This is a genomic window from Streptomyces erythrochromogenes (assembly GCF_040684695.1).
Taxonomy (GTDB): Bacteria; Actinomycetota; Actinomycetes; order Streptomycetales; family Streptomycetaceae; genus Streptomyces; species Streptomyces erythrochromogenes_C.
This window is the reverse complement of sequence record NZ_JBFBGM010000033.1, coordinates 1-23,998: the sequence shown is the minus strand read 5'-3', so window position 1 is coordinate 23,998 and position 23,998 is coordinate 1. Positions and strand designations below refer to the sequence as shown.

General features: G+C 72.0%; 23 protein-coding genes, 1 tRNA gene and 1 pseudogene. 15 read left to right on the top strand and 10 right to left on the bottom strand.

All coding sequences use genetic code 11. The annotated features are described in order from the left end of the window. Positions 1–12 precede the first annotated feature (12 nt). A complete protein-coding gene (locus AB0O53_RS33565; RefSeq protein ID WP_365200742.1) occupies positions 13–879 on the top strand; it encodes a DUF4396 domain-containing protein in 867 nt (288 codons plus the stop codon). A gap of 28 nt (positions 880–907) precedes the next feature. Here the strand turns inward: AB0O53_RS33565 and AB0O53_RS33560 are convergent, their stop codons facing one another. After that, complete coding sequence (locus AB0O53_RS33560; protein ID WP_365200739.1) at positions 908–2,278, bottom strand: MDR family MFS transporter; 1,371 nt, start codon at positions 2,276–2,278, stop codon at positions 908–910. Between the two features lie 153 nt (positions 2,279–2,431). On the opposite strand from AB0O53_RS33560, the gene AB0O53_RS33555 reads away from it, so the two are divergent. Further along, on the top strand, positions 2,432–3,190 hold the full coding sequence (locus AB0O53_RS33555; RefSeq protein ID WP_350998651.1) for a phosphoglyceromutase: 759 nt from the start codon (positions 2,432–2,434) through the stop codon (positions 3,188–3,190). Between the two features lie 69 nt (positions 3,191–3,259). Here the strand turns inward: AB0O53_RS33555 and AB0O53_RS33550 are convergent, their stop codons facing one another. Next, complete coding sequence (locus tag AB0O53_RS33550; RefSeq protein ID WP_365200736.1) at positions 3,260–3,784, bottom strand: hypothetical protein; 525 nt, start codon at positions 3,782–3,784, stop codon at positions 3,260–3,262. A 280-nt stretch (positions 3,785–4,064) separates the two neighbouring features. Here AB0O53_RS33550 and AB0O53_RS33545 point away from each other — a divergent pair, with 280 nt between their 5' ends. Further along, complete coding sequence (locus tag AB0O53_RS33545) at positions 4,065–4,574, top strand: hypothetical protein (protein WP_350998670.1); 510 nt, start codon at positions 4,065–4,067, stop codon at positions 4,572–4,574. Positions 4,575–4,596: 22 nt separating this feature from the next. Here AB0O53_RS33545 and AB0O53_RS33540 read toward each other — a convergent pair whose 3' ends face one another. Then, positions 4,597–5,190, bottom strand: a complete 594-nt coding sequence (locus AB0O53_RS33540; RefSeq protein WP_350998673.1) for a DUF2867 domain-containing protein — start codon at positions 5,188–5,190, stop codon at positions 4,597–4,599. A 93-nt stretch (positions 5,191–5,283) separates the two neighbouring features. Here AB0O53_RS33540 and AB0O53_RS33535 point away from each other — a divergent pair, with 93 nt between their 5' ends. Continuing rightward, positions 5,284–5,844 carry a TetR/AcrR family transcriptional regulator gene (locus tag AB0O53_RS33535; protein ID WP_365200732.1) on the top strand — a complete coding sequence of 187 codons (561 nt, stop codon included), beginning with the start codon at positions 5,284–5,286 and terminating at the stop codon, positions 5,842–5,844. A gap of 206 nt (positions 5,845–6,050) precedes the next feature. On the opposite strand, the gene AB0O53_RS33530 is transcribed toward AB0O53_RS33535, so the two are convergent. Further along, on the bottom strand, positions 6,051–6,200 hold the full coding sequence (locus tag AB0O53_RS33530; RefSeq protein ID WP_167344738.1) for a hypothetical protein: 150 nt from the start codon (positions 6,198–6,200) through the stop codon (positions 6,051–6,053). A gap of 185 nt (positions 6,201–6,385) precedes the next feature. Continuing rightward, positions 6,386–7,063 (bottom strand): phosphate signaling complex protein PhoU, encoded by a 678-nt coding sequence (gene phoU / locus AB0O53_RS33525; protein WP_030009600.1) that lies wholly within the window; start codon positions 7,061–7,063, stop codon positions 6,386–6,388. Between the two features lie 225 nt (positions 7,064–7,288). Here phoU and phoR point away from each other — a divergent pair. Together phoR and phoP are read left to right on the top strand one after the other, a co-directional pair. Continuing rightward, positions 7,289–8,434 (top strand): annotated as a pseudogene (phoR, locus tag AB0O53_RS33520) (two-component system sensor histidine kinase PhoR); the annotation flags it as partial. A gap of 104 nt (positions 8,435–8,538) precedes the next feature. Continuing rightward, positions 8,539–9,210 carry a two-component system response regulator PhoP gene (gene phoP / locus AB0O53_RS33515; RefSeq protein WP_465270294.1) on the top strand — a complete coding sequence of 224 codons (672 nt, stop codon included), beginning with the start codon at positions 8,539–8,541 and terminating at the stop codon, positions 9,208–9,210. A gap of 84 nt (positions 9,211–9,294) precedes the next feature. Here the strand turns inward: phoP and AB0O53_RS33510 are convergent, their stop codons facing one another. Further along, positions 9,295–9,972, bottom strand: a complete 678-nt coding sequence (locus AB0O53_RS33510) for a DUF461 domain-containing protein (RefSeq protein ID WP_350998682.1) — start codon at positions 9,970–9,972, stop codon at positions 9,295–9,297. Positions 9,973–10,598: 626 nt separating this feature from the next. Here AB0O53_RS33510 and AB0O53_RS33505 point away from each other — a divergent pair. The 6 genes from AB0O53_RS33505 (at position 10,599) to AB0O53_RS33480 (ending at position 16,870) form a co-directional block, all read left to right on the top strand. After that, positions 10,599–11,081: a CarD family transcriptional regulator gene (locus AB0O53_RS33505; protein WP_003953493.1), complete on the top strand. Its 483-nt coding sequence runs from the start codon at positions 10,599–10,601 to the stop codon at positions 11,079–11,081. Positions 11,082–11,376: 295 nt separating this feature from the next. Beyond that, positions 11,377–12,123 (top strand): 2-C-methyl-D-erythritol 4-phosphate cytidylyltransferase, encoded by a 747-nt coding sequence (gene ispD, locus AB0O53_RS33500; RefSeq protein WP_350998685.1) that lies wholly within the window; start codon positions 11,377–11,379, stop codon positions 12,121–12,123. Beyond that, positions 12,113–12,637 (top strand): 2-C-methyl-D-erythritol 2,4-cyclodiphosphate synthase, encoded by a 525-nt coding sequence (gene ispF, locus AB0O53_RS33495; RefSeq protein WP_365200728.1) that lies wholly within the window; start codon positions 12,113–12,115, stop codon positions 12,635–12,637. The genes ispD and ispF overlap by 11 nt, the downstream gene beginning before the upstream one ends. A 93-nt stretch (positions 12,638–12,730) precedes the next feature. Continuing rightward, positions 12,731–14,131: a cysteine--tRNA ligase gene (gene cysS / locus AB0O53_RS33490; protein ID WP_350998691.1), complete on the top strand. Its 1,401-nt coding sequence runs from the start codon at positions 12,731–12,733 to the stop codon at positions 14,129–14,131. A gap of 101 nt (positions 14,132–14,232) precedes the next feature. After that, positions 14,233–15,204 (top strand): 23S rRNA (guanosine(2251)-2'-O)-methyltransferase RlmB, encoded by a 972-nt coding sequence (gene rlmB / locus AB0O53_RS33485; protein WP_350998692.1) that lies wholly within the window; start codon positions 14,233–14,235, stop codon positions 15,202–15,204. A gap of 142 nt (positions 15,205–15,346) precedes the next feature. Then, entirely contained in the window at positions 15,347–16,870 is a 1,524-nt protein-coding gene (locus AB0O53_RS33480; RefSeq protein WP_365200726.1) for a DoxX family protein, read from the top strand. Positions 16,871–17,031: 161 nt separating this feature from the next. Here AB0O53_RS33480 and AB0O53_RS33475 read toward each other — a convergent pair whose 3' ends face one another. The 3 genes from AB0O53_RS33475 to AB0O53_RS33465 form a co-directional block, all read right to left on the bottom strand. Then, the gene (locus AB0O53_RS33475) at positions 17,032–17,790 is read right to left on the bottom strand and encodes a nucleotidyltransferase family protein (RefSeq protein ID WP_350998696.1); all 759 of its coding nucleotides are present in this window, start codon (positions 17,788–17,790) and stop codon (positions 17,032–17,034) included. A gap of 28 nt (positions 17,791–17,818) precedes the next feature. Continuing rightward, positions 17,819–18,232 carry a hypothetical protein gene (locus tag AB0O53_RS33470; protein WP_350998698.1) on the bottom strand — a complete coding sequence of 138 codons (414 nt, stop codon included), beginning with the start codon at positions 18,230–18,232 and terminating at the stop codon, positions 17,819–17,821. Between the two features lie 205 nt (positions 18,233–18,437). Next, positions 18,438–19,526: an ABC transporter ATP-binding protein gene (locus tag AB0O53_RS33465; protein WP_350998701.1), complete on the bottom strand. Its 1,089-nt coding sequence runs from the start codon at positions 19,524–19,526 to the stop codon at positions 18,438–18,440. Positions 19,527–19,682: 156 nt separating this feature from the next. On the opposite strand from AB0O53_RS33465, the gene AB0O53_RS33460 reads away from it, so the two are divergent. The 3 genes from AB0O53_RS33460 to AB0O53_RS33450 all read left to right on the top strand — a co-directional run bounded on the left by AB0O53_RS33460 (position 19,683) and on the right by AB0O53_RS33450 (position 22,192). Continuing rightward, positions 19,683–20,360 carry a hypothetical protein gene (locus AB0O53_RS33460; RefSeq protein ID WP_365200722.1) on the top strand — a complete coding sequence of 226 codons (678 nt, stop codon included), beginning with the start codon at positions 19,683–19,685 and terminating at the stop codon, positions 20,358–20,360. Between the two features lie 72 nt (positions 20,361–20,432). After that, positions 20,433–20,507, top strand: a tRNA-Thr gene (locus tag AB0O53_RS33455). Positions 20,508–20,845: 338 nt separating this feature from the next. Then, on the top strand, positions 20,846–22,192 hold the full coding sequence (locus tag AB0O53_RS33450; RefSeq protein ID WP_365200719.1) for a DUF7927 domain-containing protein: 1,347 nt from the start codon (positions 20,846–20,848) through the stop codon (positions 22,190–22,192). A gap of 117 nt (positions 22,193–22,309) precedes the next feature. Here AB0O53_RS33450 and AB0O53_RS33445 read toward each other — a convergent pair whose 3' ends face one another. Beyond that, positions 22,310–23,710, bottom strand: coding sequence for an NAD(P)/FAD-dependent oxidoreductase (locus AB0O53_RS33445; RefSeq protein WP_365200716.1), 1,401 nt, complete (start codon positions 23,708–23,710; stop codon positions 22,310–22,312). Between the last annotated feature and the right edge of the window lie 288 nt (positions 23,711–23,998).

The following is a 23,998-nucleotide window of genomic DNA, read 5'->3' as shown; positions in this document are numbered from 1 at the left end:
CACCGTGGCGGGATGAGCGGGACCACAGCCGAAGCACTCATGTACGCCTGGTTCGCCCTGGCGCTCCTGTCCACCGGCTACGTCGCCCACGACGCCTTCACCAAGAACCCCGAGCTCACGGTGATGAAGTGGGGCTGGGTGCTGGTGACCCTCTACATCGGCCCGGTGGGCGCCGCGCTCTACGTGCTGTCCTGCAAGGAGCCGCGGCCGGGGACCCACGAGCGGTTCGTGGCGCCGCTGTGGAAGCAGGCGCTCGGCTCGACCATCCACTGCGTGGCCGGCGACGCGACCGGCATCATGGTCGCCGCCGTCGTCGCCTCGCTGCTCGGCCTCCCGCCGTGGGCCGACGCCCTGCTGGAGTACGCGGTGGGCTTCGGTTTCGGGCTGCTGGTCTTCCAGGCCCTGTTCATGCGCGACATGCTCGGCGGCAGCTACGTGCGGGCCGTCCGGTCGACGGTGTACGCGGAGTGGCTCTCGATGAACTGCGTGATGGGAGCCATGGTCGCGGTGAACGTGATCGTGCGCAGCCAGGTGCCGGGCGCGCGGGACGTCGGCGACGTGCGCTTCTGGGCGACCTTCTCGCTGGCGGTACTGGCCGGCCTGGCCTTCGCGTACCCGGTCAACGTGTGGCTGGTCGCCAACCACCTCAAGCACGGGATGGGGACGGTACGGGCGCTGGGCGAGGGCGGCGAGCCGCTGCCGGCGCCGGCGCCGGCAGCGGACCACGCGGGCACGGCCACGGCCACGGCCACGACCATGGCCATGGAGATGCCGGAGGGCGGGGTGACGGCGGAGCAGAAGACCGCCATGGCGGTGCTGACGGTCCTCTTCCTCGCGGCGGGCGTTCTCCTCGCCGCGATCTTCGGCCACCTCGCCTGACTCCGGGGCCCCGTTCCCGCTCGGTGGATCAGCCGGCTGCGACGGGGCCCGAGGCGGGGAGGGGGTCGGCAGGAGCAGGAGCAGGAGCAGGAGCAGGAGCCGGATCCTGAGCCGCAGCCCCAGCCGGCTTCGGCTCGGCGCCGCCGGCCGCCGCCGGGGCCGTTTCCCGCCCGCCCTCGGAGAGCCCCCGCATGAGCAGCCAGTAGCCGACCGCCGCCACCGTGCCGAGTACGCCCGTGGTCGTCCACAGCCAGTCCGCACCCCACCGGTCGATCATGAAGCCGGCCATCAGCGGCGCCACCAGGGCGGCCACCGCCCAGGACATCGTGTAGACGCCCTGGTAGCGCCCGCGCCCGTGCACCGGCGAGAGCCGTACGACCAGGCCCATCTGGGTCGGCGAGTTGACGATCTCGGCGAGCGTCCACACGCACACCGTCAGCGCGTACGCCCACACCGGTCCGGCGAAGGCCGTCAGCGCGAAGCCGTAGCCGGCCAGCAGCGCCGAGACCACCAGCAGCTTCTGCGGGTCGCGGTGCTCGATGAGGCGGGTGACGGGGATCTGCAGGACGACGATCAGGAAGCCGTTCACGGCGATCACGAGCCCGTAGTCCCCGGGCGAGAACCCGGCCGAGCCCATCGCGACCGGCAGGCCGACCGACCCCTGCGTGAAGATCAGCGAGATCAGGAACGACAGGCCGACCACGCCCATGAACCGCCCGTCCCGCAGCACGGTCCCGAGCCCGATCTCCGGTTCCGGCCCGTTCCTGCCCGCGGACGCACCGGCTCCGCCGGACCCGGCGCGCTCCGGCCGGGACTCGGGCAGCTTGACGTACACCAGCACTGCGCAGGCCAGCGTCAGGGCGGCCTCGCCCAGGAAGCCGGCCAGATAGCTGTACTCGGCGATCAGTCCCGCCGCGGTCGCGCTGACGGCGAAGCCGAGGTTGATGGCCCAGTAGTTGAGCGCGAAGGCCCGTACCCGGTCCTCGGGGCGGACGATGTCCGCCATCATCGCCGCGACCGCCGGGCGGGAGGCGTTGGAGGTCATGCCGACCAGCAGGGCCACCGCAGCGATCGCCGCCGGGTGTTCCATGAAGCCCAGCAGCGCCACCGAGAAGGCGGTCGAGGCCTGGGCCGCCAGCAGCGTGGGGCGCCGCCCCAGCCGGTCGGTCATCACGCCCGCGACCAGCGAGGAGATCACGCCGCCCAGGCCGTGGAGGGCGACCACCAGTCCCGCGAACGACGCCGAGTAGCCCCGGTCCAGGGTCAGGTACAAGGTCATGAAGGTGGCGACGAAGGCCCCGAGCCGGTTCACCAGGGTGCTCGTCCACAGCCACCAGAACGCCGGGGGCAGACCCGAGACGCTCTCCCGGGCGGCCCGTCTCAGACTGGCAGCGGACATGCGGAATCCCCCCGAGGGTGTAAGCGTCGCTCTGGCGAGGTGCACATTACGAGGGGGTGGGCTCGGGGCGCCAGTCAATTGACCGGGACCGTCAATCGGCACCCGCCGCACACCGCGCGCGAGCGCGCCCGCGCGTCCACTAGGCTCGTACGCATGGCCGACGCACCGTACAAGCTGATCCTCCTCCGCCACGGCGAGAGCGAATGGAACGCGAAGAACCTGTTCACCGGCTGGGTGGACGTCAACCTCACCGAGAAGGGCGAGAAGGAGGCGGTCCGCGGCGGTGAGCTGCTCAAGGACGCCGGCCTGCTGCCCGACGTTCTGCACACCTCCCTCCAGAAGCGCGCCATCCGCACCGCGCAGCTCGCGCTCGAGTCCGCGGACCGCCACTGGATCCCGGTGCACCGCTCCTGGCGCCTGAACGAGCGCCACTACGGCGCGCTGCAGGGCAAGGACAAGGCGCAGACCCTCGCGGAGTTCGGCGAGGAGCAGTTCATGCTGTGGCGCCGCTCCTACGACACCCCGCCGCCGGTGCTGGCGGACGGTACGGAGTTCTCGCAGTCCGAGGACCCGCGCTACGCGTCGATCCCGAACGAGCTGCGTCCGCGCACCGAGTGCCTCAAGGACGTCGTCGAGCGCATGCTGCCGTACTGGTACGACGGCATCGTCCCGGACCTGCTGGCGGGCCGCACGGTCCTGGTGGCCGCGCACGGCAACTCCCTGCGCGGTCTGGTCAAGCACCTCGACAGCATCTCGGACGAGGACATCACGGGCCTGAACATCCCGACCGGCATCCCGCTCGTCTACGAGCTGGACGCGAACTTCAAGCCCCTCAACCCGGGCGGCACCTACCTGGACCCGGCCGCGGCCGCGGCTGCCATCGAGGCCGTCAAGAACCAGGGCAAGAAGTAACCCTGACGCACGAAACAGCCCCTCACCCGCTGGTGTGCAGCGGGTGAGGGGCTGTCTGTTGTTTCCGGGCTACGAGGGGCGGGGGTCCGGGCTGAGGATGGGTGGATCCTCGGATCGCAGCCGGAAGTCCGCATGGACGCCCAGGCTGTTGCGTGCGGCGAGGTAGAACTCGTCACGCTTCTCCTGGAACTCCCGGAGCGCCCTCATCCAGTCGTCCGGCGTACCCGGGCGCATGTCTCGAACGAGCCGTTCCAGTGCCCAGGCGTGCCGCTGCAGCGCTCTGGCCGCCGAGATGGATTCCGCGTCTCCCATGAGGAGCACGGCTTCGAACGCGTAGCCGCGCTCGAGCTCGGCTTCGGCCAGCAGCTCCAGGCCGGCCTCCTCGGCGAGCGGCTGGGGAAGGTCGAAGAGTCCCTTGCTCGCAGCCAGACGACCTGCCAGCGAGGTGAACTTCTTGATCGCGTCGGCATACCGGAGATAGCACTCCAGGCGACGTTCGTCCCACCGTGTGGAGAGTTGGCGCCGCCACCGAGACCTCTCCATCAGGGCTCCACCTATGGACGACGCAACCGCGCCGACGAGCACACCGATCAAGGTGAATAGTTGTCCTGACATGCCCCCGCCCATCACGTATCTGTCAGGAGGGAACATACGGCCCGAGGCTCTGACGGGTAAGGGCCCCGGGCCGGTACGAGAGCTGAACGGCCTCCTCCGGGCCTCCTTGCCGACGGCAGGCAGTCCGGCCGTCCCACAGGTGCCGAAAGCAGCACGTGACGCACCTGATCGCCGTGCCTACCGTGGTCGCAGGGGGACGCGGGGCATGCGCGCATGGGGAGGGGCGTCCTCTGGGGGCAGGACAGAGGGGGGCGGAACGATGGACACCACATCGAGTGCGGGCACGGCCGACGTGCGCCGGCCGGACTCCACCGACCGACGCGGTCGACCGCGTGCGGGCGGGCCGGCGGCACTGGCGCTCGCACTGCTGCTGGGCGTGCTGGCGGCGCTGGCGGTGGTTCCGGCCCAGCACCTGCGTTCCTTCCGGGACGGCGTGCGCGCCGAGGCGACGCGCCTGACGGGCGGTCCGTGCATGGCGGGGGGATGCGCGGTCGCGTTCGAGGTCGATGGACGCACCGTCGAGGCGCGTCTTCCGGCGGGCAGCGGAAGCGGCAGGCTCAGTCCGGCCGGCACCCGTGTGCCCATCAGGTACCGGGCCGACGATCCGCAGCAGATCGCTCGTGAAGAGGACCTCGACGGCGGCGGCCCGGCCGTCTTTGCCGCGGCATCCGGCGCCGGCGCCCTGTTCTTCGCGGTGGTCTCGGCCTGCCTGCTGGTCGGCCGGGTGCGACGTCGGCGCACGGAACCGCTTCCCGGCCGCCGGACGTAGCAGGAGCGACCGGGCCCGGTGGTCAGTTCGGGACGGGGGGCGTGGGCTTCTGCCACTCCGTGCCGATCGAGCGGATGAGGGCCGGGTAGACGCCGAGGTGGCGGAAGGGCTTGATGGCCAGCATGTAGGCCGCGCCCAGGAGGCCGTTGGGTTTCACCAGGACCGCCATCCGGCCGTGGTGGACGCCGTTGCCGTCCTGGACCCAGCCGATGTGCAGCACCCCGTGCATCGTCTTGTTCGCCGTCTCCGCCGCCCACTCGTCGTGCGTCTGGTAGACGGACGTGAAGGGCAGCGACGGGAGGTCGGGCCCGCGGTCGCCCTCGCGGAGGTCCGCCGGCAGCCGGTCGCGGAGCGTCGGCACCCGGGAGCGGAGGCCGTCGGCCGGCGTGTCCCAGCCGAGCAGCGCGCCCAGCTTCCACCGGATCGCGAAGAGCGCGCGCCCCACGCGGGAGGGGACGGGGTGCCCGGTGCCCCTCGCGAACTGGCGTACCAGTCGTGCGAGGTCGTCCGGACCGCCCGGGGTCGGGAGCGCCCACACGTCCTCGACCCGGAAGTCGTGGGCGATCTCGTGGATCCGCCAGGGACGGGAGGTGTGCGCGGTTCTGGGGAGTCTCATGAGCGTGCCCCTTCTATACGATGCCGTATAGATCGAGGCTAGCACTCGCCTATACGGCACCGTATAGAAAGGGTGCGTGAGGAGGCACACGCCATGGGCGCGACCCGCACACCGCGCGGCAGGTGGATCGAGGAGGGGCTGCGGGCGCTGGCCGCCGGCGGCCCGGAGGCCGTCCGCGTCGAGGTGCTCGCGCAGGCGCTCGGCGTCAGCAAGGGCGGCTTCTACGGGTACTTCGGCAGCCGGGGCGCACTGCTCACCGAGATGCTCGACACCTGGGAGCGCGAGGTCTCCGAGGCGGTGATCGAGCTGGTCGAGAGCGGCGGGGGAGACGCCAGGGCCAGACTGGAGCGGCTGTTCACGATCGTCGCCTCCTACGAGGAGGGGCCGGTGGTCGGCGTCGACGCCGACCTGGCGGTCCGCGACTGGGCCCGGCGCGACGAGGCCGTCGCCGAGCGGCTGCGCCGCGCGGACAGCCGGCGCATGGAGTACCTGCGCTCGCTGTTCCGCGCCTTCTGCGCCGACGAGGACGACGTCGAGGTCCGCTCCCTGATCACCTTCTCCCTGCGGATCGGCTCCCACTTCATCGCCGCCGACCACGGCGGCCGCAGCCGCGCGGAGGTCATGGAGCTGACCCGGAAGTGGCTCCTGAGGTGAGCCGCCCGGCCCCGGCCTCCCCGGCCCCGGTCTCCCCGGCCTTCCGGGCGGCGCGGGCTACCTCGCCGTCTTCCGGTAGGCGAACCCTCCGTACGGAGAAAGGTACGGAGAAAGGCCCCCCACCTGCGGGATCTCCGCGGGCAGGGGGCTTCTCCTCGCACCGGGTGCGGTGACGTGCGGCGGGGTGGCGAACCGGTGGGGCCCGGTCAGCCGCCGCACTGGCAGGGGGCACCGGACTGGCAGCCGCAGCCGCAGCCGGAGCCGCAGCCACAGGCCGCGAGCAACGGGAGCCGCAGCGGCTCGGGCCTCGGCGGCTGCTCCTGCTCCGGGGTGATGGGTACGGGGGAATCGGGCATGGTTCCTCCTCGGCGAGGCGGTGCCCCGCGGCATACGGGACTTCGTACGACTGACCGCCCTCGCCCTCATTCATGCCCAGCCGCACCGGCGCGTCAACGGCGCACGGGAGCTCGAAGTGGCTCGCCGCCGTCGCACGCCTGTGCGCGGGGGGTCAGCGGGAGGTCAGCGGGAGGTAAGCGGGGGGTCAGACGCCCTCGACCTGCGTCGGCTGCTGGAGGTCGTCCGCGTGCTCACCGGTCACCAGGTAGACCACGCGCTTGGCCACGGACACGGCGTGGTCGGCGAAGCGCTCGTAGTAGCGGCCGAGCAGCGTCACGTCCACCGCCGTCTCGATGCCGTGCTTCCAGCGGTCGTCCATCAGGTGCTGGAACAGCGTGCGGTGCAGCTGGTCCATCTCGTCGTCGTCCTGCTCCAGCTGGAGCGCCAGGTCGACGTCCTTCGTGATGATGACCTCGGCCGCCTTCGCCATCAGGCGCTGCGCGAGCTGCCCCATCTCCAGGATCGTGGCGTGCAGGTCCCGCGGGACGGCGCGGTCCGGGAAGCGCAGCCGGGCGAGCTTCGCGACGTGCTGGGCCAGGTCGCCGCTGCGCTCCAGGTCGGCGCTCATCCGCAGCGAGGTCACGACGATCCGCAGGTCGGTGGCGACGGGCTGCTGGCGGGCCAGCAGCGCGATGGCGCGGGCCTCCAGGTCGTGCTGGAGGTCGTCGACCTTCTGGTCGGCGGCGATGACGCTCTCGGCGAGCTTGAGGTCGGCATCGAGCATGGACGTCGTGGCCCGCCCGATCGCGGAACCGACGAGCCGGGCCATCTCGACCAGGCCTTCTCCGATCGAGTCCAGTTCCTCGTGGTACGCGTCGCGCATTTCTCGTGTCCCTCTCTCGACCTACTGCTACTGCTACTGCGGCAATGCCCGGGGCGGGCCGGGGCGGCCTGCTGCCCCACGTTGACACGGTGAGCCGCAAACGCGTCCGACTCCGGCACCACAAGTGAATCAACCCCGTCGCCAGGGTGAACTCTGGGCGACGACTGTTCGAGGTGCCACCCGAACGGCTGTGGAAGTGTCGTCGCGCCTGCTTAACCTGGATCCATGGACGTGAACGCGGCGGTCGCCGCAGCTGCAGCGATCGCCGGTCTTTGCACCGGTGTCATCGCGATGCTGGCGTTCCGCTGGAGCGAGCGCGACCAGGCCCGCCCCACCCGGAGCTCCATGCGCCCCGACATCAATGCGGTGCTGCCGCCCGGCGTGGACACCGTCCTCTCCGTGCTCCGCTCCTCCGCCGTGGTCCTCGACGAGGGCGACGCCGTCGTCAAGGCCTCGTCCGCCGCCTACGCCCTCGGGCTCGTACGCGGCGGCAAGCTGGCCGTGGAGCCCATGCTCCACATGGCCCGCGACACCCGCCGGGACGGGGAGATACGCCAGGTCGAGCTGGACCTGCCCCGCCGCGGTACGGGCCGGGGCGAGGCCCTGGCGGTCTCGGCGCGCGTCGCCCCGCTCGGCTCCCGCCTGGTGCTCCTCCTGGTCGAGGACCTCACCGAGGCTCGCCGCATCGAGGCCGTCCGCCGCGACTTCGTGGCCAACGTGTCCCACGAGCTGAAGACCCCGGTCGGGGCGATCTCCCTGCTGTCCGAGGCCGTCATGGACGCCGCGGACGACCCCGAGGCGGTCAGCCGCTTCGCCGGCCGCATGCAGATCGAGTCCACCCGGCTGATCAACCTCGTGCAGGAGCTCATCGACCTCTCCCGGGTGCAGAACGACGACCCGCTGGAGGACGCCGAGCCCGTCCGCGTGGACACGCTGGTCGCCGAGGCCATCGACCGCTGCCGGCACACGGCCTCCTCCAAGCAGATCACCATGGCCGCGGGCGGCACCGCCGACCTGCGGGTCTGGGGCAACCGCGGGCAGCTCGCAGCAGCCCTCGGAAACCTGGTCGAGAACGCCGTCAACTACAGCCCCGCCCGTACCCGCGTCGGCATAGCCGGGCGCCGGGTCACCGCACCCGGGGGAGACCTGATCGAGATCGCCGTGACCGACCAGGGCATCGGCATCCCGGAGAAGGACCGCGAGCGCATCTTCGAGCGCTTCTACCGCGTGGACCCGGCCCGCTCCCGCGCCACGGGAGGCACCGGCCTCGGCCTTGCGATCGTGAAGCACGTGGCGGCCTCGCACGGCGGGGAGGTGTCGGTCTGGAGCTCGGAAGGCCAGGGCTCCACGTTCACCCTGCGACTCCCCGAAGCGGCCGCGTCGTCCCCGGCGGCCGCCCCCCGCACCCACCCGACCCCAGCCTGAACCAGAACCGCTCCAGCCATTCCTGCCCCGGAGGTCCTTCCGTGACCCGAGTGCTCGTCGTCGAGGATGAGGAATCCTTCAGCGACGCCCTGTCCTACATGCTCCGCAAGGAGGGCTTCGAGGTCGCCATCGCGGCGACCGGCCCCGACGGGCTCGACGAGTTCGAGCGCAACGGCGCCGACCTCGTCCTCCTCGACCTGATGCTCCCCGGCCTGCCCGGCACCGAGGTCTGCCGGCAGCTGCGCGGCCGCTCCAACGTGCCCGTGATCATGGTGACCGCCAAGGACAGCGAGATCGACAAGGTCGTCGGGCTGGAGATAGGAGCGGACGACTACGTCACCAAGCCCTTCTCCTCGCGGGAGCTGGTCGCCCGCATCCGCGCGGTCCTGCGCCGCCGCGGCGAGCCGGAGGAGGTCACCCCGGCGGCCCTGGAGGCCGGCCCCGTACGGATGGACGTCGACCGCCACGTGGTCACCGTCGCCGGCGGCAAGGTGGACCTCCCGCTGAAGGAGTTCGACCTGCTGGAGATGCTGCTGCGCAACGCGGGGCGCGTGCTGACCCGCATGCAGCTGATCGACCGGGTCTGGGGCGCCGACTACGTCGGCGACACCAAGACCCTCGACGTCCACGTCAAGCGGCTGCGCGCCAAGATCGAGCCGGACCCGGGCGCGCCGCGCTACCTGGTCACGGTCCGCGGCCTGGGCTACAAGTTCGAGCCGTAGGCCTGCCGGACCCGCACGGGAAAGGGCCCCCGTCCGCTGGTGCGGACGGGGGCCCTTTCCGTATGCGTACGCGTACGGCGTGCGTCAGTGGCCCGCGGCGTGCGAGGCGGAGCCCGACGGGGACGCGCCCGCGGCGCCCGAGGGGGACCCGGAGGGGCTGCCGGAGGCCGCACCCGACGGAGAGCCGGACGGGGAGCCGGACGGCGTGCCCGAGGGGCTGCCGGACGGGCTGCCGACCGGGGCCGGGGCCGCGGTCGGGCCGAAGCCCGCGTACATGCCGACGGCCGGGACCACGAAGGCCTGCAGCTCGACGCCGCCCGTGCTGCTGAGCTGGAAGACGACCTTCTGCACGTCGCCGTTCTTGGCGGCCTCGGAGCCGTTCTCGATCACGGCGGAGGCGTTGTCCTTGCCGCCGAGCACCACGGAGCCACCCGCCGGCACGGTGATCTTGCCGGCGCCGCCGGCCGGCTTCAGCACGACCTTGCCCTTGCCATCCGCAAGGGTGATGCCGTCAAGCGTCTGTGCCTTGGTGCCGTTGTTGAAGACGGTCGCCGAGACGACGGCCGGGCCCTTCTTGTCCTTCTCGCCCTGGGTGATCACCAGAGCGTTCTGGATCTCGATGTCGCCCTTGGTGGCGGCGGCGTTGTCCGGCTTGATCTGGAGAGTCTGCGCGTCGTTGCCCGCACCGCATGCGGCCAGCGAGGCGATCGAGAACACGACGGCGGTGGCGGCGAGGGCGCCGCGTCGAAGGCTGCGGCTCACGGCGGCGGCAACTCCTTGGACGAACGGAACGGAAGGGTGGGATCTCCCGGCAACCGCTGGGAGGTACCCCCGGAGCGGCCGAGGTAAAGCCGCTCTAAGGGTGTGTCAGCGCGCTTAGGTTACCGAGCCGCCGCCCCGCCCCCGCACCCGACCCTCCGCAGGGGGGCCGCCGCCCTGGGGGCGGTCCTCGATCTTGCATTCCGCCCGGGGTTCACCCTGGCGTTCCCCTCGCCGATCATGTGCCGCTCGCATATCGTGCGACCGCCGTCCGTTGATCAATTCCGGGATTCCCCGAACGCCACTCGGTGATCAATTCCGGATTGGGCCGGAACCGGCTCCCGTACGGGTGCTCGCCAGCCGAACGGAGCAGTTGGGTTTCGCGACTCTCAACCCGGCAAAACGGGACGTACGTCACACTGGTGGGGGTGTGGAGCGGGTGTAGCGTGGCCCTTTCGCCCGGTCCGCGCAGCGCCCCCGACCTGCGAATACCCCCTTCCGGAAGCCTTCCGCAGCACGTTCCTGTCGCTGTTGTCAAGCCCCGAGATGTGCCCTGACCTGCGAAAACGCCATTCATAACAGTCAGTTCTCGTGTTACCCTGGATAGCCACGGAAGGGGTACCTGTCACATGACGTTCAAGGTTGGCGACACCGTGGTCTATCCCCATCACGGGGCCGCGCTGATCGAGGCCATTGAGACTCGCCAGATCAAAGGCGTGGACAAGACCTACTTGGTGCTCAAGGTCGCCCAGGGCGACCTGACGGTTCGTGTGCCTGCGGACAATGCGGAGTTCGTCGGCGTTCGCGACGTAGTCGGCCAGGACGGGCTGGACCGGGTCTTCGAGGTGCTTCGTGCACCGTATGCAGAAGAGCCGACGAACTGGTCCCGGCGCTACAAGGCAAATCTGGAGAAGCTCGCTTCTGGCGATGTCATCAAGGTCGCCGAAGTGGTGCGTGACCTGTGGCGTCGTGAGCGCGAGCGCGGGCTCTCCGCGGGCGAGAAGCGCATGCTCGCGAAGGCGCGCCAGATCCTGGTCAGCGAGCTCGCGCTCGCTGAGAACACGAACGAGGACAAGGCCGAGGCCCTCCTCGACGAGGTTCTCGCGTCCTGACGCGAGGCCCCGTGCACGGTGTGCACAGCTTGCCGCGGTGCCCGATGACAAGGTCCCTCCTCCACGAGAGACCTGTTGCCGGGCGCTGCGGCATGTCTGTATCCGTACCTCTCGCGCACTCGTACCCGGATTCGTGATCCGTACGCGTACTTCTCACTGGCGTGCCGGGTCCGGGCAGCCTGCTCGACCGGTCGTCACGGAAGGGGCGAGGGGCGTCGCACCCGGCACCCTTCAGGCCATACCCATGTCGGCCGAAGTCACAAACCTGGCTCGGAAACCTGGCTCGGAGCTACTGATGTCTGACGTAACGCGGCCCCGCCGCACCGCCGCGGTGATCCCGGCCGCCGGCCGCGGGGTACGCCTCGGTCCCGGCGCCCCCAAGGCCCTGCGGGCCCTCGGCGGCACCCCGATGCTCGTGCACGCCGTCCGCGCGATGGCCCGCTCCCGTGCGGTGTCCGTCGTCGTGGTCGTCGCCCCGGCCGCCGAGGCCGCCGAGGTGCGCCTCCTGCTGGGCGAGCACGCGCTGCCCGAGCGGACCGAGGTCCTCGTCGTCCCCGGCGGGGAGACCCGCCAGGAGTCCGTACGGGCCGGCCTGGACGCGCTGCCGCAGGACGTCACCGCCGTCCTCATCCACGACGCGGCCCGCCCGCTCGTCCCCGTGGACACCGTGGACGCCGTCGTCGAGGCCGTGCGCGACGGCGCCCGCGCCGTGGTGCCCGCGCTTCCGCTGGCCGACACCGTCAAGGAGGTCGAGCCCGGCGGGCCGGGCGAGCCCGAGCCCGTCGTCGCCACGCCCGAACGGGCCCGGCTGCGCGCCGTGCAGACCCCGCAGGGCTTCGACCTCGCCACGCTCCTGCGGGCTCACGCCGAGATCGCCGTCGCCGGCGAGGGCGCCACCGACGACGCCGGCATGGTGGAACGCCTCGGCGTGCCCGTCGTGGTGATCCCGGGACACGAAGAGGCCTTCAAGGTCACCCGACCGCTCGACCTGGTCCTCGCAGAGGCCGTACTCGCCCGCAGGAGGGCCAACGATGGGTTCTAGCTCCGACGCGGCCGCAGCCGCAGCCGCCGCCCCGGCGATCCCGCTCGTCGGGATCGGCACCGACGTGCACGCCTTCGAGACCGGCCGCGAACTGTGGTGCGCCGGCCTGCTCTGGGAGGGGGAGGACGGCCTCGCCGGGCACTCCGACGGCGACGTCGCCGCGCACGCCGCCTGCGACGCCCTCTTCTCGGCCGCCGGAGTCGGCGACCTCGGCGCGCACTTCGGCACGTCCCGCCCCGAGTGGTCCGGCGCCGCCGGCGTCACCCTGCTGGCGGAGGCCGCCCGGATCGTGCGCGCGGAGGGCTTCGAGATCGGCAACATCGCCATCCAGGTGATCGGGGTCCGTCCGAAGATCGGCAAGCGGCGCGAAGAGGCGCAGAAGGCGCTCGCGGCCGCCGCGGGCGCCCCCGTCTCCGTATCGGGCACCACCACCGACGGACTGGGCCTGACCGGCCGGGCCGAAGGGCTCGCCGCCATCGCCACCGCCCTCGTGTACCGGACGAACCGGGCCTGAACGCCCGCGGTGACGGCACATCTTCGGCAACAAAGCGGCCCCGCGGCCCCAAAGGTCGCGGGGCACTGCTACAGGCGCACTACCCTGGATGCCGTGACTATTCGCCTGTACGACACCAACGCCCGGCAGATCCGCGACTTCACCCCGCTCGTTCCGGGCTGCGTCTCGATCTACCTCTGTGGTGCCACCGTGCAGGCGGCCCCGCACATCGGGCACATCCGGTCGGGCCTCAACTTCGACATGATGCGCCGCTGGTTCGAGTACCGCGGCTACGACGTCACCTTCATCCGCAACGTCACCGACATCGACGACAAGATCATCGCGAAGTCGGCCGAGCAGGGCCGCCCCTGGTGGTCCATCGGCTACGACAACGAGCAGGCCTTCAACAACGGGTACGACGCCCTCGGCTGCCTGCGGCCCACCTACGAGCCGCGCGCCACGGGCCACGTCCCCGAGATGATCGAGATGATGCGCGGCCTGATCGAGCGCGGCCACGCCTACGAGTCCGACGGCAACGTCTACTTCGACGTGCGCTCCTTCCCCGGCTACCTGAGCCTGTCCAACCAGGAGCTCGACAACCTGCTCCAGCCCTCCGGCGAGGGCGAGACGGGCAAGCGCGACCCCCGCGACTTCGCCATGTGGAAGTCCGTCAAGCCGGGCGAGCCCTCCTGGGAGACCCCGTGGGGCCGCGGCCGTCCCGGCTGGCACCTCGAATGCTCCGCCATGGCGCACAAGTACCTCGGCGAGGCCTTCGACATCCACGGCGGCGGGCTCGACCTGATCTTCCCGCACCACGAGAACGAGATCGCCCAGGCCCAGGCCTTCGGTGACGCGTTCGCGAACTACTGGGTCCACAACGCCTGGGTCACCATGGCCGGCGAGAAGATGTCCAAGTCCCTCGGGAACTCGGTCCTCGTCTCCGAGATGGTCAAGCAGTGGCGCCCGATCGTGCTGCGCTACTACCTCGGCACCCCGCACTACCGGTCGATGATCGAGTACAGCGAGGAGGCGCTGCGCGAGGCCGAGTCGGCCTTCGCCCGCATCGAGGGCTTCATCCAGCGCGTCGTGGAGAAGGCCGGCGGCCCCGTGGAGGCCGCGAAGGAGGTCCCGCCCGCCTTCGCCGAGGCCATGGACGACGACCTCGGCGTCCCGCAGGCGCTCGCCATCGTCCACACCACCGTCCGCCAGGGCAACAGCGCGCTCGCCGCCGACGACAAGGACGCGGCCATCGCGCGCCTGTCGGAGGTGCGGGCCATGCTGGGCGTCCTCGGTCTGGACCCGCTCGACCCGCACTGGGCCGGCGAGGCCGACCGCGGCGAGGACCTCCACGGCGCCGTCGACACCCTCGTGCGCCTCGTCCTGGAGCAGCGCGAGTCCGCCCGCGCCCGCAAGGACTGGGCGACCGCCGACGCCATCCGCGACCAGCTCCAGCAGTCCGGTCTGGTCATCGAGGACAGCCCGACGGGGCCGCGCTGGACGCTCGGCCCCCGCTGAGCCCCCGGCACCCGGAGCAGTCCGACTGTGCCGCCCGGCCCCCCGGGCGGCACACTCTTCATACGTACATATCGCAGCACCAACGAAAACAGGTAGAGGTCATGGCCGGGAACAGCCAGCGCAGGAACCGCCGCACGTCCAACAAGAAGGGCGCCACGGTCGGCAGCGGTGGCCAGCGGCGCAAGGGCCTGGAAGGCAAGGGCCCCACGCCCAAGGCCGAGGACCGCAAGAAGCACAAGGCGAACCGCATCGCCAACGCCATGGCCCGCCAGGCCGCCAAGCGCCGCCCGGCCCCCCGCCGCGGCGGCCCCAAGGGCACCAGCGAGATGGTCGTCGGCCGCAACCCGGTCTTCGAGGCCCTGCGCGACGGCGTCCCCGCCACCACCCTCTACGTGCAGCAGTTCATCGACAACGACGAGCGCGTCCGCGAGGCGCTCCAGCTCGCCGGCGAGCGCGGCAACATCAACCTGATGGAGGCCCCGCGCCCCGAGCTCGACCGCATGACCAACGGGCTCAACCACCAGGGCCTGGTCCTCCAGGTCCCGCCGTACGAGTACGCGCACCCCGAGGACCTCACCGACGCCGCCTACGACAACGGCGAGGACCCGCTCATCGTCGCCCTCGACGGTGTCACCGACCCGCGCAACCTCGGCGCGATCGTCCGCTCCGTCTCCGCCTTCGGCGGCCACGGCGTGGTCATCCCCGAGCGCCGCGCCGCCGGCATGACCGCCGGTGCCTGGAAGACCTCGGCCGGCACCGCCGCCCGTACGCCGGTCTCCCGCGTCACCAACCTCACCCGCGCCCTGCAGGAGTACAAGAAGGCCGGCATCACCGTCGTCGGCCTCGCCGCCGAGGGCACGCACGAGGTGCAGGACCTGGAGGTGCTCGGCGGCCCGGTCGTCATCGTCGTCGGCTCCGAGGGCAAGGGCCTCGGCCGCCTCGTCGGCGAGAACTGCGACTACCTCGTGCGCATCCCGATGCCGGGCGGCGCCGAGTCCCTCAACGCCGGCGTCGCCGCGGGCGTCGTGCTGTACGAGGCGGCCCGCCGCCGCGCCACGCAGCCGCGCACCTGATCGCCTTGATCCACTTGGCCCACGGAACATGACCCGTGAGCGTGTCACCCCGCCCGTTCCGGGCGGGGTGGCTTGATCTTGACGGGTCTCGGACAGATCCCTGATGTCAAGGCAGTGTCCTAAACACTGATCACTCGGTTAGATGAGTGTGGACACCAGAACGTCAGGGTTCGACGACCAGCCCGCGCTGAGCATGGTCAAGGTGCCGTGCGACCCCGCACAGGTCATCGTCAACCACGCCAGCTTCCGCGTGCGGCTCGCACCGAGCCCGAGCGCGCGTTCCAAGCCCGCGAAGGCCCCCGGCCGCGCACCCGTCCTGGGCGGCGCCGCGGTGGCCGCCGCCGGGGCCACCCGCCGCCGGGCCCCCGTGGTCTGGAGCGGCAAGTCCGACACCGGCGACGCCGCCGCGGCCATGGGCGGACTGCTCCAGGCCGTACGCGGCCACGACGAGTACGACGGCGGCGCCGCCACCCAGGTCATCCCGCGCATCGACCTGGACCACGACCTCGCCGAGGACACCCTGGCCACGCCGACCGTCATCGGCCAGCGCAGCTACGGGGACCCTTCCGAGACCCGCCCCCTGGCCGCCGTACGGGACCTCCCGTACGAGCAGCCGCACGGTCCCGGGGCCGGCCCGGGGCCGGACGCCCGCCGCCCGGCCGGCGACAACCGCGGCCAGGCCTCCTACTACCCCGGCCGCCGGATGAACCTCGGCGTCGTGCTGCTCCCGCTGCGCGTCTTCCTCGGCTTCATCTCCATCTACGCCGGCATGGGCAAGCTGTGCGACCCCGTCTACTTCGACGGCGGCGAGCGCGGCTCCATGGTCACCTGGCTGCACACCCTGACCCCGTGGGCGCTGGCCGAGCCGCTGCGCGACTTCGCGCTCGCGCACCCGGTGGGTGCGGGCCTGAGCGTGGCGTTCCTCCAGGTCATCGTCGGTGTGCTGACGGTCTTCGGCCTGTGGCAGCGGTTCGCCGCCTGCTTCGGGGCGCTGCTGTCCGCCGCGCTGCTGATGACCGTGAGCTGGAAGACCGTCCCGGCCTACGACGCGCCCGACATCATCTACCTCGCCGCCTGGAGCCCGCTGATCATCGCGGGTGCGCCGGTCTACTCCCTGGACGGGCGCCTCGCCGGCGAGGCGTGGCGCACCCTCGGCCCGCGCTCCGAGGTCTGGCGGCTGCGCCGGCGCGTGCTGCGGCGCGGCGCCGTCATGGCGACCGTGGTGTGCGGGCTGACCCTGCTCGTCGGCTCGCTCCTGGGCGGCGCCGTCCGTTCCACCACCGTCGTCACCGTCCCGGGTCCCGGCGAGGCCCCCAGCAACTACCTGCCGGGCCGCCCGCTGCCGCAGACGCCGCCCAGGCAGCAGCCCGCGCAGCAGCAGCCCACCCGGCAGTCCTCGCCGACGCCGTCGCCGTCCGAGCCGTCCGCCAAGGCCGGGAAGACCGCTTCGGGGGCTCCCTCCCGGGAGACGGCCGGTACGGGTTCCGAGTCGCCCACCGCGACCCGGGGCAGCGGCAGCACGACCGGCAAGCAGCAGACCCCGCGCAGCACCCCCCGGCAGTCGACGGCGCCGAAGTCGTCGTCCTCCTCGTCGGGCAGCAGCACCCGCGGGGGCGGCACTTCTCCGACCAAGCAGCCCGGCCTGATCGGCGGGCTCATCGGCTGAGCCCTCCGCCAGGGGCCGGCACACGGGGGCCCGGTACGCGCGAGCGTGCCGGGCCCCCGTGGCGTGTCCGTGGCGTGTCGGGGAGGGTGCGGAACGCCGCGGCAGGCCGTGGAAAGGGGGACGGTCGAGGAGCAGGGCCGCGGCGAGGTCCGTGCGGGGCCTCAGGGGCCCTTCTGCGCCGCCAACTCCCGTGCGGCCTCGGTGAGGTCCTTCGCCGTGTCGATCGCCCGCCAGTAGGCGCCCTGGGGCAGCGGGAAGCCCGCCAGCCGCCGCTCCCGCGCCAGCCGCGGGAAGGTGGTGCGCTCGTGGTCGCCCAAGTCCGGCAGCAGGGCGGCGAATTCGGGCCCGAAGACGTACACGCCGGCGTTCACCGGGTAGGGCGACAACGGGGCCTCGATGAAGTCCAGTACGTGCCCGAACTCGTTGGTCTCCACCACCCCCCACGGGATCCGCGGCCGGGCCAGCGCGAGCGTCGCGACCGCCCCGCGCTCGTCGTGGAAGGCGGCCATCTCGCGGAGCGAGAACCGGGTCCAGACGTCGCCGTTCGTGGCGTACCAGGCCCCGCCGGGGTCCGGGAGGTGGCGGGCGGCGTACTTCAGCCCGCCGCCGCGCCCCAGCGGCTCCTCCTCGACCACCGTGGTCACGCGCAGCGGCAACGGGGCCTCGGCCAGCCACTCCTGGAGCACCCCGGCGAGGTGCCCGCACGAGACGACGGCGTCGGTGACCCCCTCGGCCGCCAGCCAGGCCAACTGGTGCCCGATGATCGGCAGCCCGGTACCCGGGATCTCGACCATCGGCTTGGGACGGTCGTCGGTGTACGGGCGCAGCCGCGAACCCTGGCCGCCCGCCAGGACGACTGCCTGGGTGGGGGCGGCGGGGAACGCGGCTGCGGAGGAGGCGGATCGGGGGTCTTCGGTCATGGCGGCCAGCGTAGGGACGGGGCGCGCGTCAGCCCATGGAGGCGACGCCCGTGGCGTACGAGGTGTCGCAGACGGGGCGGGCGAACGACTGGGCCTTCGTCGGTCCGTACGCCTCGACGGCGGCGCGTCCGAGCGCCCGGGCGATCCCCACGCAGTGCTCGGCGAGCGACGGCCGGCGGTTCACCTCCTGCTGGAGGTGGGTCAGGACGTCGCCCGGCTCCTTGCCCTGCTGCAGCTCGCCGACGAGCTGCGTGCGCAGCACCTCGTGGGCGGCGCGCGGCTTCGCGGGCGTGGAGACGCCTTCGGCGGAAGCGGTCACGAGCTGGGAGGAGGAAGTGTCCGCCCAGGGGACCATCGTGACCGCGAGCGTCCCGGACAGGACCAGGACGACGGGCAGGACCAGGGCGAGGGAACGGCCGATTCGGCGGGCAGTGTGGGTCACGAGGGCGAGAGTAGCGCTCGGTGAGGATTTGGCGACATTTAGTCACCCTGTCGGGGGATGGTTCGACGTGGCTTTTCGAATTACCGGTTGACGGATCCGCCCGAATGGCCCGGTCTGCCGGGGTTCCTGAGGGGAGCCCTGTGGCAACGAACGGCGGAGGGGCGCCCCTTGGCGGGACGCCCCTCCAACCTCCGTGCCGGTACGACTAGTCGGACAGTCGCTGCCCGGAAGAGGTCGAGAAGACGTGGATCTCGTCGGCCCGCGGCACGATGTGCAGGCTGGAGCCCTTCTCCGGGACCTGGCGGCCGCCCACGCGGACGACGAGGTCCTGCGAGCCCTCGGCGGACGAGGTGGAGCCGTAGACGTAGCCGTCGGCGCCGAGCTCCTCGACGACGTTCACGGTGATGGTCAGACCGCCGCTCTCGGCGACGTCGAAGTGCTCCGGGCGGACGCCGACCGTGACGGTGCGGTCGCCCGCGTCGGCCGCGGCGGACAGCGCGGCGCGCGACACCGGGACGACGCTGTCGCCGAACTTCACGCCGCCGTCGGTGATCGGGACCTCGACCAGGTTCATGGCCGGGGAGCCGATGAAGCCGGCGACGAAGAGGTTCGCGGGACGGTCGTACATGTTGCGCGGGGTGTCGACCTGCTGCAGCAGACCGTCCTTGAGCACGGCCACCCGGTCGCCCATGGTCATGGCCTCGACCTGGTCGTGGGTGACGTAGACGGTGGTGATGCCGAGGTCGCGCTGGAGGGCGGCGATCTGCGTACGCGTCGAGACGCGGAGCTTGGCGTCGAGGTTCGACAGCGGCTCGTCCATCAGGAACACCTGCGGCTTGCGCACGATCGCGCGGCCCATGGCGACGCGCTGGCGCTGGCCGCCGGAGAGCGCCTTCGGCTTGCGGTCCAGGTACTGGGTGAGGTCGAGCATCTTCGCCGCGTCCTCCACCTTCTTGCGGATGGTGGCCTTGTCCTCGCCGGCGATCTTGAGCGCGAAGCCCATGTTGTCGGCGACGGTCATGTGCGGGTAGAGCGCGTAGTTCTGGAACACCATCGCGATGTCCCGGTCCTTGGGCGGCAGGTGCGTGACGTCGCGGTCACCGATGCGGATGGCGCCGCCGTTGACGTCCTCCAGGCCGGCGAGCATGCGCAGCGAGGTGGACTTGCCGCAGCCGGAGGGGCCGACGAGGACGAGGAACTCGCCGTCCTCGATCTCCAGCTCCAGCTGGTCGACTGCGGGCTTGTCGCCGCCCGGGTACAGACGGGTCGCCTTGTCGAAAGTGACAGAAGCCATGGTGATGAATCCCTTCTACCGGCAGGAACGTGCCGGACGATCCGAGTGGAAGGTCTAGTCCAGAAACCGGACTCCGCCCGACGCTACCTCCCGCGACGGCGTCTGTCAGCACCGCCGGCGTGTGGGATTGTCGGCGCGACCTGCTTCGATGCGCCCATGAGCGTGTACGAGATCCTCCCGGTCCTCCCCGACGTCCCGGCCCTGCGGGAACGCTGCCGCGCCCTGGCCGTGCTGGAGACGGTGATGGACCTGCACGAGCAGTTCTTCGCGTACGCCGCCGACTGGTCCGAGACGGAGGAGGCGGCCCTGATGGACGACGGCTCCGGCGACGACTACGCCGTCGTCTTCTCGGCGGCGGGCGCGTACGCGCGGGGCTTCGCCCACGAATCCCGGATGAGCCCGTGGGCGGGCGAGGACGTCGCGGTCTGGCCGGGGCTGGTCGACGCGGTGCCCGAGGCGTTCCGCCCGTACGTGACGGAACCGGCGTTCTGCGACGACGACGGCGACGGCGCCGGACCCGTCCCGCGCGTCACGGTGGTGTTCTGGCGGGAGGCGGCGGACGAGGGCTGGCGCACGGGCCCGGTGGAGGTCCCCGGCGGCTACGGCGACGGCGCCCGGGACCTCTTCGGGGTGCTCGCGGCCGGCACGCCGGAGGCCTACCGCGACTTCGCGGAGGAGTACCACGAGCGGCCCGTGGACCTGGAAGCGATCCGACACGTGTTCGCCCGGCGCCCCCTCACGGGCGATGTGGTCAAGGCCCTGAACCCGGAGGCGGACCCCACCGCGGTGGCCGCGGCGGTGGAGGCGACGGGGTACCCCGTGGAGGGGCGATGAATCTGATGGCCGGGGGATTCGCGCGCTGTGTAGAGTGATGGCGGCTTCGCTCGCTGTGTGCGCGCGGGTCGTGCCTCCTTAGCTCAGTCCGGCCAGAGCAACGCACTTGTAATGCGTAGGTCGTCGGTTCGAATCCGACAGGGGGCTCCGCGAACCCCGGGTCACCTCTTTGGTGACCTGGGGTTTTTCGTTTCCGAGGGGTGGCTCCGGTGGGCTGCCCGGGGGCGGCGCCTGGTTCGGGCCGGGGTCGGGACGGTGGAGTGGTGCGCCAGCCTGTTCGAGTGGTGGTGATGGGCCGGAAGGGGGGCTACCGCCGCCTCTGCCGGTCCCGGGGATCCGCCGGGGGAACTCTGCGTCGACCGGTTCTGCCGGACCGGCGCCCCCTCGGGCCCGCCGGCCGGCTGTGTGCGCGATCCGTCTTCCGAGGAAGGCGGGAGAAGTGAGGAGCCTTCATGGCGTGTTACGGGCAGAGCAGCATGCGGCGAGTGCTCACGGGAGCGGCGATCGGCCTCGTCCTGGCCGTCACCAGCACCGCGGGACTCGCGCAGGCGTACACGGGCACGGCTCCGGCCGGAGCCGCCGCGTCGAAGGCGCGTGCGGTGTGCCCGCCGGCGCCGCTCTGGGCGAACACCGGCGGGAACGACCAGCGGCTCATCCAGTACGACACGACGGGCAACACGCTCAGCAACGTCCCGCTGGCCCGCGACTACGGCGACATCGCGTTCAGCCCGAACGGCTCGACGCTGTACGGGGTGGACTTCCCCGGATCCGCCGGCTCCGCCACGCTCTACACCATCAACCCCGTCACCGGTGCGGAGACGGCCGGGCAGCCGATCTCCGGACCGCTCGCGGCGGTCACGTCGACGCCCGCCGTCAACGGCCTGACCGCCCGCGCGGACGGGATGCTGATCGCCGGCTCGTTCAATTCGAGCCAGATCTTCCTGATCGACCCCGCCACGGGCGTCTCCACGCCGTTCCCCGTCTCCTTCCCTGCCGGCGTCGTCTCGGCGGGCGACTTCATCACCTTGGACGACGGCGACGTCCTGGCCTTCGGCACCGCTGACGTGTCCGGCCCGTCCCCGGTCTTCCGGATCCGGCCCGACAACACGATCGTCCAGATCGGCACGGTCCCCCAGACCTTCGGTGCCGCCAAGTCCGCGGGGAGCGTCTACGCCTTCGCCTCCAACGGCGACATCAACCTGCTGACCAGCCTGCCCACCACGACGTCGACCGCGCCGCTGCCGGTGACGACCGTCGAGGCGACGGGCCGCGGCTTCTACGGGGCCACCTCCGCGCAGGACAGCGGCAACTGCGTCGTGCCCGCCTACACGGTGGCGAAGTCGGCGTCGCCGACGGGACCGGTGAACGAGGGCAACACCATCAGCTACCGGCTCACCGTCACCAACACCGGCACCGTCGCCGCGAACGGCGACTTCACCGACGACCTGAGCGACGTCCTGGACGACGCCACCTTCGTGCCCGGCTCGCTCACCTCCACCAGCGGCTCCGCGGACCTCGCCGGGAACACGCTGACCTGGACGGGCACCCTGGCACCCGGCGGCACCGCGACCATCACCTACCAGGTGCGGGTGAACACACCGGACCGCGGCGACCACACCCTGGTCAACTACGTGGCGCCCATCGCGCCGGGCGGCTCCTGCGCATCGGCGCGAACCTGCTCCGTGACGATCCACGTCAAGAAGAAGCACGACCACAAGGACTGCGACAAGCCCGGCCACGGCCACAAGCCCGGGCACGACGGCAAGCCCGGCCACGACCACGGCCGCGGTGACGCGCACGAAGAGGGAGCGGGAGAGGACAAGACCGTCTAGCGGGACGGACATCTCCCAGGAGTGAACCGGCGGGCCCGGCACGCGCCACACGTGCCGGGCCCGCTGCCGTCGGAGCGGTCGGCCGGCGCGGTCGGCCGGCGCGGTCGGCCGGCGTGATCAGTGGCGGCCCGAGATGCGGTCGGCGAGGCGGGCCAGGGGGGCCGTCCTCGGGGTGTGGGAGGCCGCCTCCCGGCGGTCCGCCTCGCGGTAGGCGGCGTAGAGGGCCTGCACGCCGAGCCAGCGCAGCGGCTCCGGTTCCCAGCGGCGGACGCGGTGGTTCACCCACGGCAGGGCCGTCAGCTCCGTGGACTCGCCGAGGACCAGGTCGCGCAGGGTGCGGCCGGCGAGGTTGGCGGTGGCGACGCCCGAGCCGACGTACCCGCCCGCCCAGCCCACGCCCGTGGTGCGGTCCAGGGTGACGGTGGCGCACCAGTCGCGCGGCACGCCCAGGACACCCGACCAGGCGTGGGTGATCTCCGTACCGGTGAGGGCCGGGAAGAAGGAGAAGAGCAGGTCGCGGAGGGAGTCGACGGTGGCCGGCTGGGTGCGGCCGTCGTTGTCGGTGCGCGAGCCGAAGCGGTACGGGACCCCGCGCCCGCCGATCGCGATCCGGTCGTCGGCGGTCCGCTGCGCGTACATGTACGCGTGGGCCATGTCGCCCAGGACCTCCCGGCCCGACCAGCCGAGCTGTGCCCAGGTCTCGGCGGACAGCGGGGCGGTCGCGATCATCGAGGAGTTCATCGGGAGCCACGACCGCTTCTGGCCCTTGAGGGCGGCGGTGAAGCCCTCGGTGCAGCGCAGGACGTGCGGGGCGCGGACCGTGCCGTAGGGGGTGACCGCCTTCCCCGCGGAGATCTCCGTGACCGGGGTGGATTCGTGGATCACCACGCCGAGGCGTTCGCAGGCCTCGGCCAGGCCCCTGACCAGCTTCAGGGGGTGGATGCGGGCGCCGTGCGGGCTCCAGCTGGAGCCGACGGCGTCGGCGATGCCGATGCGCGTGCGGGTGGCGGCGGCGTCGTGGAGCACGCGGTCGGTCTCGCCGAAGGCGAGCTCGGCGGCGTGGAAGGCCTTGAGGCGGCCGAGCTGGGCGGGGGTCCGGGCGACTTCGAGGACGCCGCCGCGGTGGATGTCGGCGTCGATGCCCTCCTTGGCGGCGACGTCGATGACCTCGGTGACGGTCTCGTTCATGGCCTGCTGGAGGCTCCGGGCGGCCTGCCGGCCGTGGAGGGCGGCGTAGCGGTCGCGGCCGGCGATGCCGTTGTAGAGCCAGCCGCCGTTGCGGCCGGAGGCGCCGTAGCCGCAGAACTTCTGCTCCAGGACGGTGACGCGCAGGTCGGGGGCGGCCTGCTTCAGGTAGTAGGCGGTCCACAGGCCGGTGTAGCCGCCGCCGACGATGACGACGTCGGCGGTGGTGTGGGCGGTGAGGGGCGTGCGGGGCGCTTGGGGCGTACGGGATGGGGTGGCCGGGGGGCCGGGGTGGGTCGCGTACCAGAAGGAGATGCCGCCGTTGATCGTCATGGGGCAGTTGCTACACCCTTTCCCTCCCGGGGGGCCAGGTACGGAATGTCGCGCGGCGGGGCGTGAGGGTGTGCCGTATGCCGGTTGCCCTGCGGGCGGCTCGGCGGTGTGCGGTGCCCCTGCGGGTTCGCTGCGCGGGCTGGGCGGTGTCGGGGGGTGGGGCGGTGCCCCGCACGAGGGTCTCCTCGGCTCTGCGCGTGCGGGGTGTCGCGGCCAGGCGGCTCCGGTTGCGCGCTCGTCCTGCGGGGACCCTCCTGCGTGTCCCCGCCCCACGCCAACGCTCCGGAA

Coding starts and splice junctions, on each gene's coding strand:
- AB0O53_RS33460 (WP_365200722.1), top strand. CDS start 19,683: ATGAGCGTGTACGAGATCCTCCCGGTCCTCCCCGACGTCCCGGCCCTG.
- AB0O53_RS33565 (WP_365200742.1), top strand. CDS start 13: ATGAGCGGGACCACAGCCGAAGCACTCATGTACGCCTGGTTCGCCCTG.
- AB0O53_RS33530 (WP_167344738.1), bottom strand. CDS start 6,200: ATGCCCGATTCCCCCGTACCCATCACCCCGGAGCAGGAGCAGCCGCCG.
- AB0O53_RS33505 (WP_003953493.1), top strand. CDS start 10,599: ATGACGTTCAAGGTTGGCGACACCGTGGTCTATCCCCATCACGGGGCC.
- AB0O53_RS33540 (WP_350998673.1), bottom strand. CDS start 5,190: ATGAGACTCCCCAGAACCGCGCACACCTCCCGTCCCTGGCGGATCCAC.
- AB0O53_RS33445 (WP_365200716.1), bottom strand. CDS start 23,710: ATGACGATCAACGGCGGCATCTCCTTCTGGTACGCGACCCACCCCGGC.
- phoU (WP_030009600.1), bottom strand. CDS start 7,063: ATGCGCGACGCGTACCACGAGGAACTGGACTCGATCGGAGAAGGCCTG.
- AB0O53_RS33560 (WP_365200739.1), bottom strand. CDS start 2,278: ATGTCCGCTGCCAGTCTGAGACGGGCCGCCCGGGAGAGCGTCTCGGGT.
- AB0O53_RS33545 (WP_350998670.1), top strand. CDS start 4,065: ATGGACACCACATCGAGTGCGGGCACGGCCGACGTGCGCCGGCCGGAC.
- AB0O53_RS33480 (WP_365200726.1), top strand. CDS start 15,347: ATGAGTGTGGACACCAGAACGTCAGGGTTCGACGACCAGCCCGCGCTG.
- AB0O53_RS33475 (WP_350998696.1), bottom strand. CDS start 17,790: ATGACCGAAGACCCCCGATCCGCCTCCTCCGCAGCCGCGTTCCCCGCC.
- ispF (WP_365200728.1), top strand. CDS start 12,113: ATGGGTTCTAGCTCCGACGCGGCCGCAGCCGCAGCCGCCGCCCCGGCG.
- AB0O53_RS33555 (WP_350998651.1), top strand. CDS start 2,432: ATGGCCGACGCACCGTACAAGCTGATCCTCCTCCGCCACGGCGAGAGC.
- ispD (WP_350998685.1), top strand. CDS start 11,377: ATGTCTGACGTAACGCGGCCCCGCCGCACCGCCGCGGTGATCCCGGCC.
- AB0O53_RS33465 (WP_350998701.1), bottom strand. CDS start 19,526: ATGGCTTCTGTCACTTTCGACAAGGCGACCCGTCTGTACCCGGGCGGC.
- rlmB (WP_350998692.1), top strand. CDS start 14,233: ATGGCCGGGAACAGCCAGCGCAGGAACCGCCGCACGTCCAACAAGAAG.
- AB0O53_RS33535 (WP_365200732.1), top strand. CDS start 5,284: ATGGGCGCGACCCGCACACCGCGCGGCAGGTGGATCGAGGAGGGGCTG.